General features: G+C 41.4%; 15 protein-coding genes, 1 tRNA gene and 1 pseudogene. 8 read left to right on the top strand and 9 right to left on the bottom strand.

Annotated elements, in window-relative coordinates:
* Positions 1–77 precede the first annotated feature (77 nt).
* Positions 78–1,361, top strand: a complete 1,284-nt coding sequence (gene xseA, locus HPC41_RS05295; RefSeq protein WP_172393002.1) for an exodeoxyribonuclease VII large subunit — start codon at positions 78–80, stop codon at positions 1,359–1,361.
* Between the two features lie 43 nt (positions 1,362–1,404).
* On the top strand, positions 1,405–1,626 hold the full coding sequence (xseB, locus tag HPC41_RS05290; RefSeq protein WP_172393000.1) for an exodeoxyribonuclease VII small subunit: 222 nt from the start codon (positions 1,405–1,407) through the stop codon (positions 1,624–1,626).
* Positions 1,627–1,669: 43 nt separating this feature from the next.
* On the opposite strand, the pseudogene HPC41_RS25300 reads toward xseB, so the two are convergent.
* From HPC41_RS25300 to HPC41_RS05260, 7 genes and pseudogenes are all read right to left on the bottom strand, one after another.
* A pseudogene (locus HPC41_RS25300) lies at positions 1,670–1,882 on the bottom strand (pirin family protein); the annotation flags it as partial.
* 12 nt (positions 1,883–1,894) lie between these two features.
* Positions 1,895–2,383, bottom strand: coding sequence for a pirin family protein (locus tag HPC41_RS05285; RefSeq protein WP_246250415.1), 489 nt, complete (start codon positions 2,381–2,383; stop codon positions 1,895–1,897).
* Between the two features lie 99 nt (positions 2,384–2,482).
* Positions 2,483–3,229: an aspartate/glutamate racemase family protein gene (locus tag HPC41_RS05280; protein ID WP_172392999.1), complete on the bottom strand. Its 747-nt coding sequence runs from the start codon at positions 3,227–3,229 to the stop codon at positions 2,483–2,485.
* A 59-nt stretch (positions 3,230–3,288) separates the two neighbouring features.
* On the bottom strand, positions 3,289–4,272 hold the full coding sequence (locus HPC41_RS05275; protein WP_172392998.1) for a DUF4973 domain-containing protein: 984 nt from the start codon (positions 4,270–4,272) through the stop codon (positions 3,289–3,291).
* Between the two features lie 15 nt (positions 4,273–4,287).
* Positions 4,288–6,345 (bottom strand): RagB/SusD family nutrient uptake outer membrane protein, encoded by a 2,058-nt coding sequence (locus HPC41_RS05270; protein ID WP_172392996.1) that lies wholly within the window; start codon positions 6,343–6,345, stop codon positions 4,288–4,290.
* A gap of 12 nt (positions 6,346–6,357) precedes the next feature.
* Positions 6,358–9,516 carry a SusC/RagA family TonB-linked outer membrane protein gene (locus tag HPC41_RS05265; protein ID WP_172392995.1) on the bottom strand — a complete coding sequence of 1,053 codons (3,159 nt, stop codon included), beginning with the start codon at positions 9,514–9,516 and terminating at the stop codon, positions 6,358–6,360.
* A gap of 11 nt (positions 9,517–9,527) precedes the next feature.
* A complete protein-coding gene (locus HPC41_RS05260; protein WP_172392993.1) occupies positions 9,528–10,985 on the bottom strand; it encodes an IPT/TIG domain-containing protein in 1,458 nt (485 codons plus the stop codon).
* Between the two features lie 983 nt (positions 10,986–11,968).
* Here HPC41_RS05260 and HPC41_RS05255 point away from each other — a divergent pair.
* Together HPC41_RS05255 and HPC41_RS25295 are read left to right on the top strand one after the other, a co-directional pair.
* Positions 11,969–12,628, top strand: a complete 660-nt coding sequence (locus tag HPC41_RS05255) for a DUF6266 family protein (RefSeq protein WP_172392992.1) — start codon at positions 11,969–11,971, stop codon at positions 12,626–12,628.
* A 91-nt stretch (positions 12,629–12,719) separates the two neighbouring features.
* A complete protein-coding gene (locus tag HPC41_RS25295) occupies positions 12,720–12,938 on the top strand; it encodes an ATP-binding cassette domain-containing protein (RefSeq protein WP_172393090.1) in 219 nt (72 codons plus the stop codon).
* A gap of 34 nt (positions 12,939–12,972) precedes the next feature.
* Here the strand turns inward: HPC41_RS25295 and HPC41_RS05245 are convergent.
* Both HPC41_RS05245 and purD read right to left on the bottom strand, forming a co-directional pair.
* Positions 12,973–13,044, bottom strand: a tRNA-Glu gene (locus HPC41_RS05245).
* A gap of 89 nt (positions 13,045–13,133) precedes the next feature.
* Complete coding sequence (purD, locus tag HPC41_RS05240; RefSeq protein WP_172392991.1) at positions 13,134–14,408, bottom strand: phosphoribosylamine--glycine ligase; 1,275 nt, start codon at positions 14,406–14,408, stop codon at positions 13,134–13,136.
* Positions 14,409–14,601: 193 nt separating this feature from the next.
* On the opposite strand from purD, the gene HPC41_RS05235 reads away from it, so the two are divergent.
* The 4 genes from HPC41_RS05235 to HPC41_RS05220 all read left to right on the top strand — a co-directional run.
* Positions 14,602–17,286: a carboxypeptidase-like regulatory domain-containing protein gene (locus HPC41_RS05235; RefSeq protein ID WP_172392989.1), complete on the top strand. Its 2,685-nt coding sequence runs from the start codon at positions 14,602–14,604 to the stop codon at positions 17,284–17,286.
* 39 nt (positions 17,287–17,325) lie between these two features.
* Positions 17,326–18,090 (top strand): enoyl-CoA hydratase/isomerase family protein, encoded by a 765-nt coding sequence (locus HPC41_RS05230; RefSeq protein WP_172392987.1) that lies wholly within the window; start codon positions 17,326–17,328, stop codon positions 18,088–18,090.
* An 18-nt stretch (positions 18,091–18,108) separates the two neighbouring features.
* Positions 18,109–18,792: a hypothetical protein gene (locus tag HPC41_RS05225; protein ID WP_172392986.1), complete on the top strand. Its 684-nt coding sequence runs from the start codon at positions 18,109–18,111 to the stop codon at positions 18,790–18,792.
* Between the two features lie 34 nt (positions 18,793–18,826).
* Positions 18,827–20,559 (top strand): phospho-sugar mutase (locus HPC41_RS05220; protein ID WP_172392581.1); only part of this gene is annotated, 1,733 nt, incomplete at its 3' end.

Genomic DNA, 20,559 nt, shown 5'->3' with positions numbered 1-20,559 from the left:
TGTTTTTTTTACAGCATCTCATTGGGGATTTTCCGGATGGTCAGGTATAAATCTTTTTTTTTCTGTAAGTTTGATTAATGCCGGAATTGATTCAAAATAAAACAATATTTTCCCTATTGGAGGTGAGCAAAAGTATCCAAAAGACACTTGCTGAGCGTTACAAGAGCTTATATTGGATCAAGGCGGAGATGAATAAGCTCAACCACTATACACATTCGGGGCATTGTTATCCCGAGCTCGTTGAGAAACAAGATGGTAAAATCGTGGCGGAGATTAGATCAACGCTATGGAAAGCAGATTTTACCCGGATCAATAGCAATTTTATGATGATTGCACAGGAGCCCTTAAGGGAAGGCATTACAATGTTATTCCAGGCGAGTATTTCCTATGATCCGATGTATGGCTTAAGCTTAAGGATTGTTGATATCGATCCAACTTTTACTTTGGGGGAGTTAGAGAAAGAAAAACTGGACAGCATTAGAAAACTCAAAGAGGAGGGCATTTACGAGGCCAATAAATCAGTTCCGTTTCCCATGCTTCCGAAAAGAATGGCGATTATTTCGGTAGAGACGAGCAAAGGCCTTTCTGATTTTTACAAGATTATCAATCAAAATCCATGGGGTTACCGGTTGGAATACACGTTATTTCCAGCGCTTTTACAGGGGGATAAATCTATTCCATCGATTATCAATCAACTGGCGGTCATCGCTGACAAAGTATCGGAATTTGACGTGGTCGCCATTATTCGTGGCGGTGGTGGTGAAGTTGGCCTATCGAGCTATAACAATTATCTGCTCGCAAGAGCGATTGCAATCTTCCCCATTCCGGTTTTGACCGGAATTGGCCATTCTACCAACTATACCGTGAGTGAGATGGTGGCCTACAAAAATGCAATCACACCGAGTGAGCTGGCTGATTTTCTCATTCAAAAATTCCACAATTTTTCAGTACCGATTGAAAAAGCCGCTGAAGGAATCCAACAGTTGGCCTTTACGCGGTTTAGGGAGGAACGGAATTTCCTGACTCAAATGGCAACGCATATCCAATGGGTCGGAAAAAGAGAACTTCAGACTGTGCGCAGCAATATTCAGCATATCCAGCACGAGCTGAAAGCATTAGTCAAACTACGTTTTTATGAACACAAAACTGCATTAGCGCACAACGAGCGGATTATCCAGCTTTCTGATCCACGGCGACTGTTTAAACAGGGATTTTCCATCACAAAAGTCAATGGCAAGTTACTTCAATCTCTTGATCAGCTATCCCCAGGAGACCTGATCCAAACGATCGTGGAAGATGGCGAAATTACAAGTACCGTGATTGATAAGAAATCGCCTAGCGACGGACCTGAAAATAGCTAACGGAGCAATATGAATAAAAAAACTTTAAAGAGATAAAAATAAAATGGAGCAAAAATATACCTATACGGATGCCTTCAATGAACTACAGACGATTGTAAAAGAAATTGAAAATGGGACAACAAATATTGATGAACTTGCTGCGAAAATCAAACGTGCATCTGACTTGATTGAGGTATGTCGCGCGAAATTGACCACGACCGAAGACGAGGTGAATCAATTGTTGCAAAAGATCGCTCCGCCACAGGATGCTGCCCCTGAAGAATAGCGAATTTGTAAACGAATTTCATTGTTCGCTGTGACTGTCAACACTAAAACATGGGCACTTCAATCAGTAACAATTTTGATTTGTAATCCGCGGCAATCTCAATATTATCCGAATCGTAGATACCGATACCATCTCTCCGGGTTAATGTTTCGTTTGCCACTTGTACCTTTCCATCGAGTATAAAAAGATAAATCCCGTTTCGTTCTGAATGAACAGTATACGATATTGTACACCCTTCATCCAGATCTGCAAGATTGAAATACGCATCCTAATGAATATGAACAGTGTTAGGATCCGAAACATCAGGAGATACAATAGTTGCAAATCTATTATGGCGGTCTAAATGAAGATAAGATTTTTGATCATAACCCGGTGTTATATTCATCTCATTGGGTATTATCCAGATTTGTAGAAACTTAACCACGGCCTTTTGATCGCCATTAAATTCCGCGTGTTCCACCCCCTTACCCGCCGACATAATTTGTACTTCTCCTGTTTCAATATTGCGGACATTGCCCATACTGTCTTGATGGGAAAGTATTCCTTCCAGGGGTATGCTCACGATCTCCATATTGTCATGCCCATGTCGACCAAATCCCTGACCGCCTTCTACCTGATCATCGTTTAACACGCGCAAGGCGCCAAAGTTTACTTTTTCAGGATCAAAATACTGCCCAAAGCTAAATGAGTGTGCGCTTTTCAACCAACCAAAGTCAATATGGCCCCGATCGATTTCTCGGTGTATGATCTTTTGCATCTGTTCCCCCCTGTTACATAAATAACTATTAATCAGAGGACAAAACTTGTACCAACAAGCTTTTTGAAAAAAAAACTGCCAATTTGACAAAAAACACCACTAAAGTGCTCTGAGTTTATCAGGAGCCACTGCATGAATAAGTGCCCGTGCAAGGATTCGATTGGGATCGACCACAATCATTCCATTATGGTCTCTCTCGGGAATGGCCAATGGCAATTCGGCACAGCCCAAAATAATGATCTGGGCACCTTGTTTTTTCAGATCATCCATCGCCATTAACAAATCCTCCCTCGCTTTATTGGCAATCGGCGCAGGTTGCGCCTTAATGCCATAATCTTTATCGTAAATGGCATTGTTTACTTTTTCTTTCTGTGTACCTTCCGGCTCAACGATAGGAAATCCCTGTTTCATAAAAACTTCCCGATATTGGCTATAAGCCTGCTCACCTGCTGTCGATAGGACACCAACTGTGCTTTCGGGATAATTTTCATGAACAAAACGTACCGTCTCATGAACAATATGAAGCAACTTCAGTTCACTTCCCAAACGGGCCATTTCATCCTGAATAACTGAAAAAATCGGTTCTGCATGCGCTGTATTGGACGGAATTGCCGCAATAGTTGCCCCTGCTTGTTCCAGTTGTTTTAGAATCACCGCTATTGCCTTTCCCGGATTCTCCTTCGATTTATCCAATAAATATGCGGTACGATCCGGGATCAAATTAGGGCAGGAAAACAACAACAGTGGCAAGTGCTCCTGATCGGAGCTTGCCACTGTCTCGTCAATAATTTTCTTGGCTATATCCAAGCCTGCATAAGGACCAAGTCCACCTACTATACCAATCATAACACTATTTTTTTATACCTTAGATATAACCAATAGCTCGGCGAATGGTTTCATAAACTTTACCATTCAATGGACTGATCCTCGTCCGGAATCTGTGTATTGAGCTGACGCTCCAAGATCAACGAGCCCGAGACCTTGAATTTGATCGCCGTAGTAGAAACAAGCGTGTAATCTGTAAATTCGTAATCCACATTATTGATCGTGATATAACGATGCAGTAAATAGGGGCGCACGGCATCCATTTGCTCTGTAATGGTATAACTTGCATCTTTTTTCACTGCAAATTTCATCTCTGGATTCTCTGCACGAAACGTCACACCTCCTGTTTCATTAAATGTCGCGAAAACTTTGTAATTCTTTCGGTCTTTACGGTCTTCGTCTATATTTCCGGCGTAAAAGAAAATCGTATTTTCGTTAACCACATAACTCCGAATCTGGCTTTTAACGATCGGTGTTTCGTTTTCATGTCCTTCCATCACAACTTTTAACGCTGTGCCACTGTAGTTTCCAGAATAATTATTGAAAGGATTTATTCGCAAAAGAGCTTTTCTGTAATGTTTCCTCGGATTTGGTTTGTACTTAGCAGATGGATCATCGAGGATTGTCAAGGGGAGTACCCATTTATCGACCATATCAATTCCCTTTAGCGTAAAGTCGACAGCCATTAAAGCGGTATTTTCACCAGACTTGATATTTACCGTTTGAGGTATGGAAAAATAACTGTTGTTCAGCTGTTTGTAATAAAAATCCTCCCGTGCCTGAAACCTTTCGTAATTCAATATACCCAAGGTATCAGCATCTACCGCCACACCTACGGTCAAATCACTTTCATTTGTTGTAGATCCGCTCACTTCCATGGGTTGCAAAAATGTTGTTTTGCCATTGTCCTTATATCGGACATAAATATTAGATACCCCTTCATTGTCCAAAGGAGCTTTGAAAGAAATATAATGTTCAAATTGTTCTTCTTTCCACTCATCATTACAAGATCCGCAGACGGCGAGTAAAGTGAATAATAAAAACTGTATATAGGGCTTGCTCATAATATGCGTATTTGATTAATCGTTGTAAGTCCAACCAGGATTTTGTGTTAAGTTCTTATTGCGTTTAAGTTCGGTATGGGAAATCGGCCAGAACCACATTTTATCAGCAAAGGTTGTTTTTAAAGTCCAAATCGCAACGGGCTGATAAAAAAGATCACGCTCTTTTTCGTTCATCAACACATTACAGCCATAGACTGGCAACGCTTCTTCCACTGGCGCATCCATCCAGCGACGTAAGTCATAATAGCGTTGTCCTTCACCCATAAGCTCTATAAAGCGTTCGCGTTTTAATGTTTTTCGCAATTCGTTCTTATTCCCATATACACTAGCCGGATAATCAGGTACACCGCCGCGGATACGAACCGGATGTATACCTTTTTTTATTTCAGCGATATCGCGGCTGATGCTATAGGATCCGCCACGCCAGGAGGCAATACTATAGGAACCACTTAATTCATTTAATGCTTCTGCATACATAAGCAAAATATCGGCATACCGGATAGCGGGTTCCGCCTTAGGAACAATACGTGAGCCCATACCTCCTTCGTAGGTATCACTGGGATGAACAAACTTCTTCACCCCAAAGCCTGTTCGCAACCAGTACCCATTCGCTGAATTGAAGCCATTTCCTTTCGGATCAGCACTATAATAAAAGATTTGCTTATTGCGGTTTTCTTCTTTCGTTTCATTGAGCAAGGTCCAAAAGCTACCACTATAGGAAACAGAAGCATAAAAACGAGGTTCACGATTCGCGTATTGTAAGGAAACACCTGGCCTTAATGGCCTATATTTTTTTGTGTCATAATCCTCTTGGGTAACAAAACCCGTAACTCGACTGGAACCATTACCACGGCCTATTTCTTTATCTTTACCTGGCGCATCTTTACCATCATTCATGTAGTAGGCATCAACCAATTTTTGCGTCAGCCCATGTGTATTCCAACCCGTTGCAGACCGCGGCAATTGGTGAATCACCATTTGGTCGATACCCTCATTTGGCTGGTTATTTCCCCGTGTAAATATCAACTCAGGATTACCTGAGGCAGACAATGTCCCATCAAAGACCTGCGCATATGATTTTGTTGGATCGATATCTGCCCAGCCCGCAGGCCAGCTTTTATCCGAAAAGTCGTGATCTTGGGGAGGCCTAACGGTTGCATCGTCGCCTGTTTCCTGAAAGGGAGCAGTGTAAAGCCGGTATACACCCAATTCGATCACATCTCTGGCTGCTGCTGCCGCCTTCGCCCATTTCTCTTCTTTATAATCTGCCGAAAGCAAACGCTTCATCTGTTTGTCTACCAAGCGCGCGGCGTAACCTGAATTATTCCCATTGGCTAATGGGCTCGCGGCATAAAGTAGTACTTTAGCACGTGCTGCCAATGCGGCACCCACGGAAGGGCGCGCAGAGCCGTCTTGGCCTCGCTTCAGCCCTAAGGCCTCCATTTCTCTGGCCGCCTGTAGCAGTTCTGCACTGATATATTCTGCACATTCCTCATAAGTGCTACGCGGAATAGCCAGCTCCTCATAACTATCGGTGTAATCCAGCCCTTCGTCCGGTAATAATGGAATCGGGCCATATTTACGGAGCAATAACCAGTAGAGATAAGCCCGTGCAAAACGTGCCTGTCCCCGATAATCCGATATTTCCGTTTCAGACATTTCGGTATTCATATGAATGTTCTGTATGAAGGTCGACGCATTCCGGATCCCGCGATAGGATTGCGCCCATGTTCCCTGTTTATCAATTTCGGTATATAAGCCCATCTTAAACATATTGTAGGACAGTTCATTTTTAGAGGGATCATAATCCTTATCGCGGTCACCATAATACATATCATCGGCAAAACAGTGCGGGGTAAGACCCTTACTGGCGACATCGGCATTTTCACCTTTAAATTCCTCAAAAACATGGGCCAGCCATTTCTCCGAATACAACTTGCTCTTAAATGTTTTTTCCAAGGTGATCCGATCTTTAAAATATTGGTCGGACTTTAAATAATCCTTTTTGCAGGACGAGATGACATTTGTGCCCAAAACGAGCATCAGTGCAATATATAACGTTTTTCTATGCATCTTTTTCTAATTTTATAGGTTCACATTAATGCCAAATGTAAATGACTTAGGCAACGGATAATCTTCACCCCTCGGAGTCGCAAGCTCCGGGTCCCAAAGTTTGAATTTTGACCAGGTCAATAAATTTGAGCCAACCAGAAAAATGCGGATAGTATTGGCTTTAATCCGATTTGTCAAGTGCTTTGGCAGTGTATAACCAATATCCAATGTTTTCAATCGAAGATATTGTCCATTTTTTAGCCAAAATGTCGACTCTCTAAAATTGTTGATATTGTCCCCAAAACTTAATCGCGGATAGGACGCATTTGGGTTTTCGGTTGATGGATCGCCCGAAATATCGGCAGATATCCAGCGGTTGTTGCCCATGACTCCTTTCATGACCTGTCCCCATTCGCCTTCACGGAACGCCTGTACTGTCTTTCCGTAGATTGAAAAAGTAGACTTCCCTGATCCTTGAAAATGAACGCTAAGATCAAATCCCCGCCAGCTCGCTGATGCTCCTATACCGTAAACCAAGTTGGGTCTTCGCGTTGCTCCAATGGCGACCCGGTCACCGTCATTCACTACGCCATCCCCGTTGACATCTTTATATTTGATATCTCCGGGCTGATAATTTGGAAGATTATTATCAAACTGTTGTTTCGGGCTATTACGGATATCGTCATAATCTTTAAACAAGCCCAAAGCGATCAATCCGATAGACTGGTCTACCCGGTAGCCTTTTTGATTTTGATAACCATATACATTATTTTCCTCATCGATTGCCGTAATTTCATTCCTACTATAGGTAATATTACTGCGTGCTGTCAGATTTAATTCGCCGATCTTCTGCTTATATTCTAAGCGACCATCAAAACCTCTCGACTTTACACCGCCAACGTTTGCCCGTGGAATACTTTCCAGACCAACCATCCCTGGCAGAAATCTTCGCTCCATATAGATACCGGTACGTTTCTCATCAAAGAAGTCCAGATTGGCAATAAATTTATCTCTCAACAAAGCGATATCCACTCCCAGGTTATTTTTGGTTGCCATCTCCCAAGTCACATGGGGCGAAGCTACCTGACTATAGCGGATACCGCCATAATAGCGGTCTAGACCGTAGTCTGCCCATTGATAGCCTCCCACAGGAATCTTTTGGCCATTTTCCAGAATGAGATTGCCATTATTATCTCTTCGCCAGATCTCATCGATCGTATATAAGTACGGGAAGCGTTCGTTGTTATTGCCAATTTTAAGCTGATCATTCCCAACCTTACCCCAGGAGTAACGCACCTTAAGCAAATTCAGCCAGGGGATATTATTTTTGACAAAAGGTTCCTCGGAGATATTCCACGCGGCAGCTACAGCAGGGAAAAAACCATATTGTTGCCCAATGGCAAAGTTTTCTGAACCTGTATATCCAAAATTAAAATCGGCGACATATCGGGATTTCCAATTGTAGGTTAACCTTCCTGCTAAAGCTTGATTACGTTGGGATACACCGTTCTTGATGTCATTCCCCAAATTAACTGTTTTGGTAAAGGCATCTCGGGTAAAACGTGCCACTGCACCTATATTATGGTCGCCAATTTTGCGATCATAATTTAACATTACATCATAAAATTCACGTCTATTTCCCTCGGAATATCCCCCCTGCTCCATTTCTCTCGGATCAGCCATATGCGTAAAAATCAAATTTCCATTCTCATCACGTGCTCGTTCAGCATGCCATAATTCAGGCAGTTTAATACGCGTGATATTGTTATTATTATAGGTATCAAAGCCAACAATCCCTCTAAGCCTAAGACCTTTGGTAATAAAATCAAAATTTTGTTCGACTGTGACATCGGTCTGGACTTTGTTTTGCCAATTTTCGTTGAATCCGGACTGCGTTGACATGACCCATGGATTGACCCTATTGCCATCTCCTATTGTTGGTACACGGCCGTTGGAATACAGTACCGGTGTACTGATCGGAGAATAACCAAAAAAAGAGCCCCAAAGGTCTTGGTCCCCCAGACCCGGACTATTTCTTTTATCTAGAGAACCTGCCACACCAACTTTCAATACGGTAGTCTTAGTCACATTTATATCCGTATTCAAACGATAATTCCAGCGTTTATAATTGGCATTTGTATTATAATCATTGCGCAACGTTTCGTCCGTTTTATACATACCGCCTTCATCCACATAACTTCCAGATACAAAATAACGGGCGGTAGCTCCGCCTCCCGTCATGTTGAGATTTGCGCGATAAGTCATGGCCCCATCTTTCAACAGCAGATCTTTCCAGTTGACATTGGGATACAGATCCGGATCTAGTCCCAGACGCAATATTTCCAATTCTTCCGGCCGATAAATAGGCTCAAAATTCCGTGTAACCCGGGCCTCATTCAGCAGATTAGCGTAAGTGACGCCATCTTCAAATTCAGGTGTAATGGTACGCGTGTTATAAATCGTCTCGTCCTTAAAATTGATATTGATTTTGCCCTCTTTACCGCGCTTGGTCGTAATCAAGATAACACCATTTGCACCTCTGGAACCATAAATCGCCGTCATAGCTGCATCTTTAAGCACGGTAAATGTCTCTATATCTTCGATATTTATATCATTGATATCGCGTTCGACATTATCCACCAAAACTAAAGCAGCGCTACCGCCACCGAAGGTAGAAATACCACGTATCCAAAATTCGGAAATGTTTCTACCCGGCTGACCAGACTGCATCATCGCCATTACACCAGGTACATTTCCAGCAAGTGCATTCGTTATACTTGAAGTCGGATTACCTTTCATTGTCTCGACATCTACAGTACTAGCAGCGCCAGTCAATGTCAACTTCTTTTGAGTTCCCGTACCTGTTACCACAACCTCATCCAATACGCTAGTCTCTGATTCTTTTAAGGTCACATCAATGCTATGGGAATCTTTTACGAGTATCTCTTGTTTCTGATAACCAATAGAAGAGAATACGAGTGTTTTGTAACGCTCCACCTTTATCTTATAGCTACCCTTACTATCCGTGGTAGTCCCTAAACCAGGGGCATCTTTCACAGAGATGCTGACGCCGATTAACGGGGTCTTTTGGGCGTCCACGATGACACCCGCTACTTCAACAATATCTTGTGCAAGCACACGAAAAGTGACACTGAGAAGCAATAAACAGATTAGTAATATTTTATTTATCATCTTATTTCAGGTTAATCTTGGTCATTTTCATCAATTTCCTCAAGTGCGATTTTACGAATCCGCCTATTTTCTCGGTCTCCGATATAAAATGCCTGCTCCTTCTCGTTATAAGCAATACCTGATGGCCTGTCGAAACGAGCTTCTTGCCGCAGATCACCATTGACATAACCATAAGGATTAGTGTTCAAACTTGAACTGCCCCGCCCTGCAAAAGTGGTTACTGCTCCTTCCGGCGTCAGTACACGAATGGCGTGGTTCATCAAATCCGTAAAATAAAAATCGTAGACATCGGGCTTACCTGCTTCCACATAGGCTTGATTTTTAACAAATACCCCTTGATATGGCTGATTGACACGCGCTGAGGATCCAACCCCATCTCTATAGGCAGATTCACGCACTTTACCGCAAATCAAATAAGGTTGGTTAAAGCGCTTTTTTTCCCAGTTGTAATCCGCACGCATAATATACCCTTGATTGATCACCAAGATATAAGCATAGTTACCCGTTGGATGAATCAGCGCCCGATACTCCCACTCCGGATCCTGAATCACATATAATTGCTCGGCTTTTACTGTTTTATCCGTGAAATATTGATTTAAATCGAAACGGAAGAACTCTCCCTTTGCATAACTATTAAAATACATTTCGCCATTTATTGGGTGAATGGAAGCCCCATTACATTGTCTGCTTTTGGTCAATACCTCTTTATCGAGAAAGCTTTTTACACGGGAAAATAATAGGGTAGATTCGTCATTCTCTCCACCCCGATCTTGCGCCACAATCATATATTTCCCATCCACAGAAAAATCTAAACTCCGTGGACGGTCAAAATCAGAACGCTTTTTTGTAATCGTGCTATCCTCAAAATTAACTAGATACAGCCCATTATTGTTATCAAATGTCACCCATAAGTGTTTGGGATTCATGGGATCAAACTTCATAAAAGAGGAAAGCCAAAAACCACTGGCCATTTTGTTTTGGTCAGTATCTTTAAACTTGCCGTCTTTCCAAGGTTCATCACCACGTGAATTTCGATAACCTGCCAGCGTAGATACCACCAGTTTACGCTTATACTCAAATTTTTCTTCAGACTTGCCAATGACAGGCTTCTCCTCGCCACCGACCCGCACTTCGATATCGCCGCTAAAAGCCTGCTTTGGAACCAGGCAATAAAGAGATTCTCCCAAGACATTGATGACAACAGCCTTTTTCCCGCCGATATAGACGGCAACGTTTTTAGGATCGTTCCCAAAATTTTGTCCATAAATAATCAGACGCTGTCCCATACCACCCGATTTTGGGCTAAAATCAGACACGACCACTGGTTTGGAGGGATCAAAAGGCATGGCTTCGCCAACAATTGCCGGTGCATCATTTTTGCAGGCCCAAAGGCCAAGAGTGAGAATCATAAAGACCCAGAGTCTACCACAAAGGTACAAGCCTCTACGCACTACTTGTTTTGTTCTCATAAGTTATTAAATTGGTTAGAATTTATTTCAAATACTTTTCTTCTGTTGTCCCCAAAAAAGCCACTGGATATTTTTATCGTCAGGTTTCTTGCGTCGAAGGCTTTTCTAGAACTAAATTAATTTTCATTACATCGAAATTTTAGGACGAACGAATCGATGCCCGCCCTTTTGAAGGGCAAACGCCTGTTAAATATTTACACATAATTATTTATTTTAGATTAAGCTAAATGGTATTAGCTTTTTACAGCTAGAAAAAACTTTCGTGCAACAGCTTCAAAGTCTTCCTAATTTTTAAAATTACTTTTCTAATTTTTTATTTCCGTTTTCAAATCTCAAACATGGCACAGCTTGATGTTTTATTAGATACTCCCTGCTCCTCGTTTTATGGTAACTTCAACCATTCTACTGATCAGTCGCATTCTACTTTCTGTTTCGTTCAAAAAAATTATTGGATATTTCTTAAATTTTGGTTTCTAATATTTCTCTAAGATGTTCTGCTTTATAATTGATTACTCAAAAGTAGGGAACGTAAAATTTTTGAGACTATCGAATTATCTCAATAATCTGCGTATTTGTATCAAAACAAACACCCGAAACACAATAACCTATAAACTAACTCATTAAGAATTTATTTTTTCTGTACAACTCATCAACGAGTTGATAGATAGTCCTTGAAAGGTAGATTCATTTCATTTTGGTCCAAGTTGCGATCTTGGTTCTTTTTCTTTAGGATTGTTAGTTTCTTTTGCCGATACTTTTAGGGACAACACATTGGGATCAACTAGTGATCAAATTAGGCCTTTTTACAGTATTTGTTCAGTGCTCATTCAGTGCTTACTCAGTGATCATTCAGTATTGATTGAATAATTAGTGACTGATCACTGTCTAAATATTGAGTGAACTTTATGGTTAGGTGGGATTTGGTATTAGGATGTTTCCTTTTTAATGTTTATCTTAAATAACTATAAACTAATCAGGAAATTATGGCAATCATCAAAAATGGTGTCAATGGGACTGTTTCCGGGAAAGCAGGTTCTGTTGTGTTTGTGTTAACGAAAACAGGAAATTATGTGCGTTCTCTCCCGCGCGTTAAAAAACGGGCGCCTACACCTGAACAACTGCTCAGTAGAACCCGCTTCAAAATTGTGAGGTCACATATCAGCCTATTAAATCCGATCATCAAAATTGGTTATAAAGCGTACAGCTATCCTAAGCGGGCATATGATGTTGCGATGTCTTATAATTTGAACGAAGCACTTATCCAGAAAGAAGACGGTTTTGTGGTTGACTGGCAGAAATTTATGATTGCCAAAGGAAGCCCCAATCCCATCACTTCCTACACGATGGATTTAGATCAAGAAAATCAAGTGCTTCGGGTTACTTGGGAATATGATACCTATCTGGAGAAGAAGTTTGACACCAGGTCTTACGATTCCTTCTTAATCTTATATAGCGCAGCGGATAATGGGGTTGAATATCCACTTTTGATGAACGAATCGAAAAACAGCTTAATATCCGGCAAACAAGATATCACCATTCCAGAACATAAAAAGGATGCGACTTATGAAGTGTTTATCTTTTTTGTAAAGAGTTATGGTGGAGGTAATACAGACAGTATGCACTTGGGTAAGATACAGGTTTGAGCGGTATCATGTGTTATTTTTCCAGGTTGAATGTAAACCGTAACGCGAAAATCTTAAAAAGACCAGATGCTTAAAATAATAATTTAAAGAAATTTATGATAATCACCTACAGATAGGAGATGTAGAATTCGAAGAAGGAATATACTGGATCAAAGGACGCAATGGCTCAGGAAAAAGTACCCTGCTCAAATGCTTGGCTAGAATTTCATCATTTGATGGGGAAATTACATATGAAGGTTGTTCTTCACTTTTTCTTGGGAATCAATATAGGTCTGTAGATGCTGAAAAACAAAAACGCCTGCAAATTTGACATTTGCAAGCGTTTTGTCTTAGCTTTAATTCTGTAGCCCGTAGGGGAATCGAACCCCTGTTTCAAGAATGAAAATCTTGCGTCCTAACCCCTAGACGAACGGGCCATTTTAATACAACTCCAAAAGCGTTCTTATTTTTGGAGTTGCAAATATAGACCTTAAAATCATTATTACAAAAATATTTTCAATATTTTTTAGATAAGGTCAAAACCGATATCGCGACGGAAATATTTTCCTTCAAAATAAATCCTCCCTGCGTCTGCCGTAGCCTGTTGAAGCGCGTCAAAAAGTGAATCTTGTAATGTCGTTACCGCGATTACCCGTCCACCGGCAGTAACAACCTTGCCATCCTGTTCCTTGGTTCCTGCCTGGAATACAATTGACTCCTTCACATTCTCCAAATTCGAGATCTCTTTTCCAGATTCATACGCTCCGGGATAACCTCCTGCGACTAGCATAACCGTAACAGCTGTCTTTGGAGAAACGGTATAAGAGCGCTGATCTAAGTTTCCTTGCGCGACACCTTCCAACAGATCCAAGAGATCAGACTCGATGCGAGGCAATACGGATTCTGTTTCCGGGTCTCCCATACGCACATTATATTCAATCACATAGGGCTCACCATCAACATTCATCAAACCGATGAAAATAAAACCTTTGTAGGGAATACCATCTTTCTTCAGTCCTTCAACAGTCGGTTTGATAATACGTTCTTCCACTTTATTCAAAAATGTTTCGTCGGCAAAAGGTACTGGAGAAATCGAGCCCATTCCACCTGTATTTAGGCCTGTATCGCCCTCTCCAATACGTTTGTAATCCTTTGCAGAAGGAAGTACCTTATAGGAGTTTCCATCCGTCAAAACAAATACAGAGAGTTCAATTCCTTTTAAAAATTCCTCCACCACAACGACACGGCTCGCTTCTCCAAATTTGGAATCCGCAATCATTGCCTTCAGTTCGGCTTTTGCATCTTCGAGTGTTTCACAGATCAATACGCCTTTTCCGGCCGCAAGACCATCAGCCTTAAGCACAATCGGTAATTGTTGGCTCTCCAGATAAACCAATCCTTCGGCCAATGAGTCCGCATCAAAAGAACGTGAAGCAGCGGTAGGTACACCATGGCGGTCCATAAACTGTTTCGAAAAATCTTTCGATCCTTCCAATTGCGCGCCCTCCTGTTGCGGCCCGATTACCGGGATATCCTTTAAATCTTCACGGTTCAAAAAATAATCATGAATACCTTTTACCAAAGGTTCTTCTGGTCCGACCAGCACCATCTGTACCGCATTTTCCAATACAAAAGAGGCGATAGCTTCAAAATCAGTAACTTTAATGTTGACATTCTGGCCGTACGCTCCTGTACCAGCATTTCCTGGAGCAATAAACAATTGATCTAAACGTGGACTTTTCGACAGTTTATAGGCGAAGGCGGATTCACGACCTCCTGAACCGATTATTAGGATATTCATAGCACAAAGATATTTTTTTTATACTAATTTTCAGACATAAGATCGTTCAAAAAAGGATTTTATATTTATTTTCTAATTTAAAAGCTGTCCATAACAGCTATAGAATCGTTTGATCTCACTTTTGAGATAAAATTTTGATTTATAAGTTGATTAAAGAGAAAATATTTTCTAATTTTCAAGAAACATTAGTCATATGTATGCTCGCTTATTGTCGTTAACCAGTTGCCTACTGCTTCCCTTTCTGGCTTCCGCTCAAATTGATCAGACTATACAGAAGCTGGAGACATACCATGAAAGTCATCTTACGGAGAAAATTTACCTCCACCTGGACAAAAATGATTATTCGGCGGGTGAAAATATCTGGTTTAAACTGTATTGTACGACCGCTCCTTTCAATTACTTAAGCAACATCAGCAAGATCGCCAATATAGAATTGATCTCGCCGACAAATAGCATCATTAAAAGCATTAAAATCCCCCTCACATTGGGCCTTGGCATCGGTGATTTTAGTCTATCGGACACACTCGTGGAGGGTTCTTATCGGATCAGAGCATACACCCGCTGGATGCAAAACGATTCCATCTCCAATTTCTATGAGCGGATTGTACCGATTACCAATGGTCGAGCAGACAATGTCATTACGCAAAGCACGCTCCTTCAAAATGGAACTGAAAACTTCTTCCAGATCAACTTAAAGACAATTCAGGGGGCACCGCTAATAAACAGTAACGTGAACTATACCCTCCAACAGGATGGCCTAAAAGAAAAGACCGGGCGCTTAAAATCAAATGAAAATGGAACAATAACACTTGAGCTCAAAGATAATTTTAGGGGCGGAACATTATCCCTACAATTTTTATCATCAGATAAAAGACGCGTATTAAAGAATTTTACAATCCCAGATCCAAACCTACGGAACAGTATCCAAATTTTCCCTGAAGGTGGTGAACTCGTAGAAAATATCTTAAGCAAAACCGGCGTCAAAGTGCTTAGTCCTGCAGGCTTGGGCCTGAAGTCAAAAATCAAAATCGGAGAGGAAAACCAGGCTCCCATCATTGAATTTGAGACGAATGACCTCGGCATGGGAAGTATGCCGCTTATTTTAAGCACAGGGAAAAAATATATTGCCACGGCAGTATTCCCAGGCGGAAATTCGGTGAGTACCACACTGCCTCCGGTGGCTGCTTCAGGCTATGTACTCACTGTCAACTCCGGTTTAAAAGATAAAATCGCCGCGCAGTTATCGGCTACAGCTGACCTTGTAACGGGTAAAGAAGTCTATCTCATTGCACAATACAATGGACTTGTTTTACATGCTGTTAAACAAAAGTTAAACGGGCCGGAAATATTATTCAACATTCCCAAACAAGATCTTCCTTCGGGAGTAATCCAATTATCAGTACTGAATGAACACCTGGTTCCGATCATCGAAAGGCTCGTATTTAGTTACAATGCTCCAAAAACAATGCTACCCATAACCTTACAATTGAACAAGCCAACATTTACAACACGGGATCAGGTAATCGCAAATCTTTCGGTGAAGGAAGGTAGCAGTGATACGTCAAAAATAGCAGCACTCTCAGCTTCGGTAATTAACCTCAATAAAGCCGATACTGCTGTAGCACAATATTATTCTTCGATTGTCTCCGAGCTGCTCTTAAAATCCGATCTCAGGGGCTTTATAGAACGTCCAAATTATTACTTTGAAGATCTCAACAACATCAAGTTCAATGAGCTTGACAACCTTATGCTGATCCAGGGCTGGCGTAAGCTAGATTGGAAAAATTATCTTAATACGACGAATAATGCGTACCTTCCGGAGAAGGGCCTTACGGTCTCGGGCACTGTTAAAAAAACCGGACGAAAGGCACTTGTTCCGAATGCGAAAGTTACTTTAATCCCCACGAGCAATATGATGCTAAGTGTAGATACACTGACAAATAATGATGGTAAATTTGCTTTTGATGACCTGCTGTTTGCGGATAGTATCAAGTTTATTGTAACCGGGAATGGTCAAAAAGAGAAGAATAGAGTGGATATTCTTATCGACAATCCAAATATTCCTAGCGTAAAGGAAAGTAAAGACAGGCCATTGATTATGAATGATATTAATACCACCTTAATCGATCAGCTCAAGGATAATCAACAATTTTTGGCTGAACTTGAAGCTGCCGGCATCATTCAAAAAAGCATTAAATTGGAGGAAGTCCAAGTCAACAGGGTAAATGCCAATAAAGCGGACAAAAACTCAAGAAACCTCAATGGCCCAGGCCGTGCAGATCAGGTGATAACAGCCGAGGACCTATCCACCTGCGCCACCTTGGAACAATGCCTTGCAGGAAGACTAGTGGGTGTTATTTTTAGAAATGGAGTACCCTACAGTACACGGTCAGTGGGATTAAATGGCGGCAGCCCCATGCAGGTGATCTTAGATGGCATGTATATTGAACCTGATCAGATAAGCATGATCAACGTCCCGGATATCGCGAGTATCGAAGTATTGAGGAGTGGCGGAAATACCGCTATCTATGGTATGTATGGCGGAAACGGTGTATTGGTTGTCACAAGTAAATCTGGTGATGCACTATCGGCTTCCTACACACCGACAGGAATCGTAACTATTTTACCTAAAGGCCTCCATGTGAACCGTAACTTTTTTAAACCACAATACAACAGCACTCAAAAACACGAACTCAAGCGCGATCTGAGAACGACAATCGCCTGGGAACCTAATCTGGTAGCAGGGAAAGATGGGAAAGCCAAATTTGATTTTTTCACTTCTGATGAAGCGGGGATATATAAAATCACCATTGAGGGAATTGACATGGAGGGCAAAATCGCTCATCTTGAATATTTAATAGAAGTAAAGCCACAATAGCAAGCCGAACAAACCGTTATAAATTTAAATAAACTCGTTATGGAGCATATCAAAACCACAATAGAAGATCATATCTTAGGCATTTTTTTGGATCGGGGAAAATCAAACGCCATCGATACCGTGTTATTGAAAGAGCTTATAGAGACCTTGGAGTCAAACCAGGAAAACGAGGCTGTACAAGGAGCAATTCTTATTGGTAAAGAGAACTTCTTTAGTGCCGGACTTGACCTCATTACCTTATTTGATTACAATGTGGATCAAATCAGAGAATTCTGGAATCTATTTTTAGAGGCTACCTCGCTCTTGGCATCCTTTCCAAAGCCGATCGCAGCGGCTATATCTGGCCATAGCCCAGCTGGAGGTTGTGTATTTGCTTTGTGCTGCGATTATAGAATCATGGCGGAAGGTAATTTTGTCATTGGACTTAACGAAATACCAGTTGGGCTCATTGTTCCGGAAAGTATCTTTCAACTTTACGCTTTCTGGATTGGGAGACGAAACGCGTATCAGAACCTGCTTGAAGGAAAATTGCTCACTCCTAATGAAGCAAAAGCACAAGGTTTAGTAGATGATGTTGTTCCGGCAAACATGCTTTTTAATACCGCGACAAAGAAAATAAAACAGATTTCACAGCTTAATCAAAAAACCTGGCGGACCTCCAAACTGAACTTCAGAAAAGAAATAATTCTTAAATTGCGCGAGAATAGAGAAGAAACTATTCAAGAAATCCTCGTGCAATGGTGGCTGCCATCAACAAGGTCAATATTAAAGTCGATCATCGATAACTTGACGTCAAAAAAATAGTATTAAATAATAAACAACATGAGAAATCTCTTTTTCTTTGTTCTGATCTGTATCTCGATAGGTGTATTCTCCTGCAGAAACAATAAAAAGGAAGACAAGGCCGTAAAAATTGCCCAAGATTCTATCCCCTTAGATACGATAAGCAACCCCGACACAATCGAAAAGGAAGTCAAAAAAGAGGATACTGAAACCGTGGAACATGTTTTGGAAAAAATAGCCAAAGCGTATACCGATCAAGATAGCAAAACAATCAATAATTATATACACCCCAAATTAGGCATTTATATCATCTATCGCCCGGGGGCGCTGGACTCGTATGTACACCAAAATAATTTTAGCTTTGCCAAACCGATCCCAGAGTATCACTCGTATGAAAAACTGAGTTACAAAGGGCCTTTAAAAGTAGGAAAGCTTCCCGTTTTTGACTGCGGCACAATGAAATGGGATAAACTCGGTTTTTTTTATGACAAGAAATCGCATCCAAATGAACTGTCACAAACAGCCAAGTTTATGAATGAGATTTTAGACGCAAAAATTACAGGTAACGAATTACAACGATTAAGAAACATAGAAGTCAGAAGCTATCGCGCGATAATGACCTCCAATGAAAGTGAAGAACCATTTGTTTTTCACCTTACAAAAGAAGGAGGAAAATGGTACATCACGGTCATTGATCGTGCATATGCGGGTTGTGACGCCTAAAAGATTTTTTTACATTTAGCCATATTTAATAATAATGGGAAATTTAGACAAAGACATACAAAAGAAAATCGACGAATGGTTGACCTCAAATTATGATGAGGAAACAAGAGGTGCAGTTCAGAAGTTAATAGATGATCAGGCTGAGACGGAGCTGATCGATTCATTCTACAGGGATCTTGAGTTTGGCACGGGCGGCTTAAGAGGGATTATGGGTGTAGGTTCCAATCGCATGAATAAATATACGATTGGAAAAGCGACACAGGGCTTATCGAACTATCTCAAAAAGCAGTTTCCTGATCAGGAGATCAAGGTAGCCGTAGCTTACGATAGCCGTAACAACTCCCAATCTTTTGGTCAGCTTGTGGCCCAGGTATTTGCTGCCAATGGTATCAGGGTCTATCTCTTCAATGAATTGCGTCCTACACCAATGCTGTCTTTTGCCATCCGTCATTTTGGATGCCAGAGCGGTGTCATGTTAACGGCTTCGCACAATCCCAAGGAATACAATGGTTATAAAGCTTATTGGAATGATGGCTCGCAATTGACTGCGCCCCATGATAAAAATGTCATCGATGAGGTCAATGCAATCACCTCTGTAAAAGATATCCAGTTTGAAGGAAATAGCCAAAATATTATTCCTGTCAGTGAAGAGATTGACCAGATTTATATTGATGCCAATAAAGCATTGAGTATACATCCTGAAGCTGTTCGGGCACAAAAGGATTTAAAAATAGTCTATTCTCCGATCCACGGCACTGGAATTACAATCGTACCAAAAATGCTGGCATCATGGGGTTTTGAAAACGTTACAGTAGTCACCGAGCAGGCCACACCGGATGGAAATTTTCCAACGGTAATCTATCCGAATCCGGAGGAGGAGGACGCGATGGCCTTAGCAAAGAAAAAAGGTGAAGAGATTGACGCAGATTTGGTTTTAGCAACCGATCCAGATGCAGACCGTGTCGGAATAGCTGTTAAAAACAGCCAGGGACAATTTCAGTTACTCAATGGTAATCAGATCGGCAGTTTACTAATTTACTATGTCTTAAGTGCAAAGAGTGATCTAAAACAGTTGGGGCACCACCCATACATCGTTAAAACGATTGTAACCAGCAACCTTCAGGCAGATATTGCCGATCATTACCATGTAGCGCACTACGAAACCCTCACAGGCTTTAAATATATCGGCGAGCTGATCACAAAATTAGGTGATTCAGCACACTATCTTGCCGGCGGAGAGGAAAGCTACGGCTACCTGGTCGGTGACCTGGTCAGAGATAAGGATGCGCCTAATTCCTGTGCTTTCCTGGCAGAAATGACTGCATATTTTAAGTCAAAAGGTAAGACGGTCTATGACGTATTATTGGATATTTATCAAGAATTTGGCTGCTATCAGGAAAAATTGATTTCCTTAACGAAAAAAGGAAAAGCCGGAGCCGAGGAAATACAGGCCATGATGGCTGGACTGCGCCAAAATCTACCCACGACACTTGGGGGAATCGAAGTTAAAGAAATTCGAGACTACCAACTTTCCCAAACGACTGACATGAAAACAGGTAATACAAACGAGATTGCTCTTCCAAAGTCGGACGTATTGCAATTCATTACCGCAGATGGAGACGTGATTTCGGCGAGACCATCCGGTACGGAACCCAAAATCAAGTTTTATTGCTCCGTTAAAGGAATACTCCAGGCAAAAGAAGACTATCCAAGTCTTCAACACCTATTAGCAGAAAAAGTAGACCGTATGATGAAAGATATTGTTGG

This window comes from Sphingobacterium prati (assembly GCF_013167215.1).
Taxonomy (GTDB): Bacteria; Bacteroidota; Bacteroidia; order Sphingobacteriales; family Sphingobacteriaceae; genus Sphingobacterium; species Sphingobacterium prati.
This window is presented reverse-complemented; position numbering and strand designations above follow the sequence as displayed.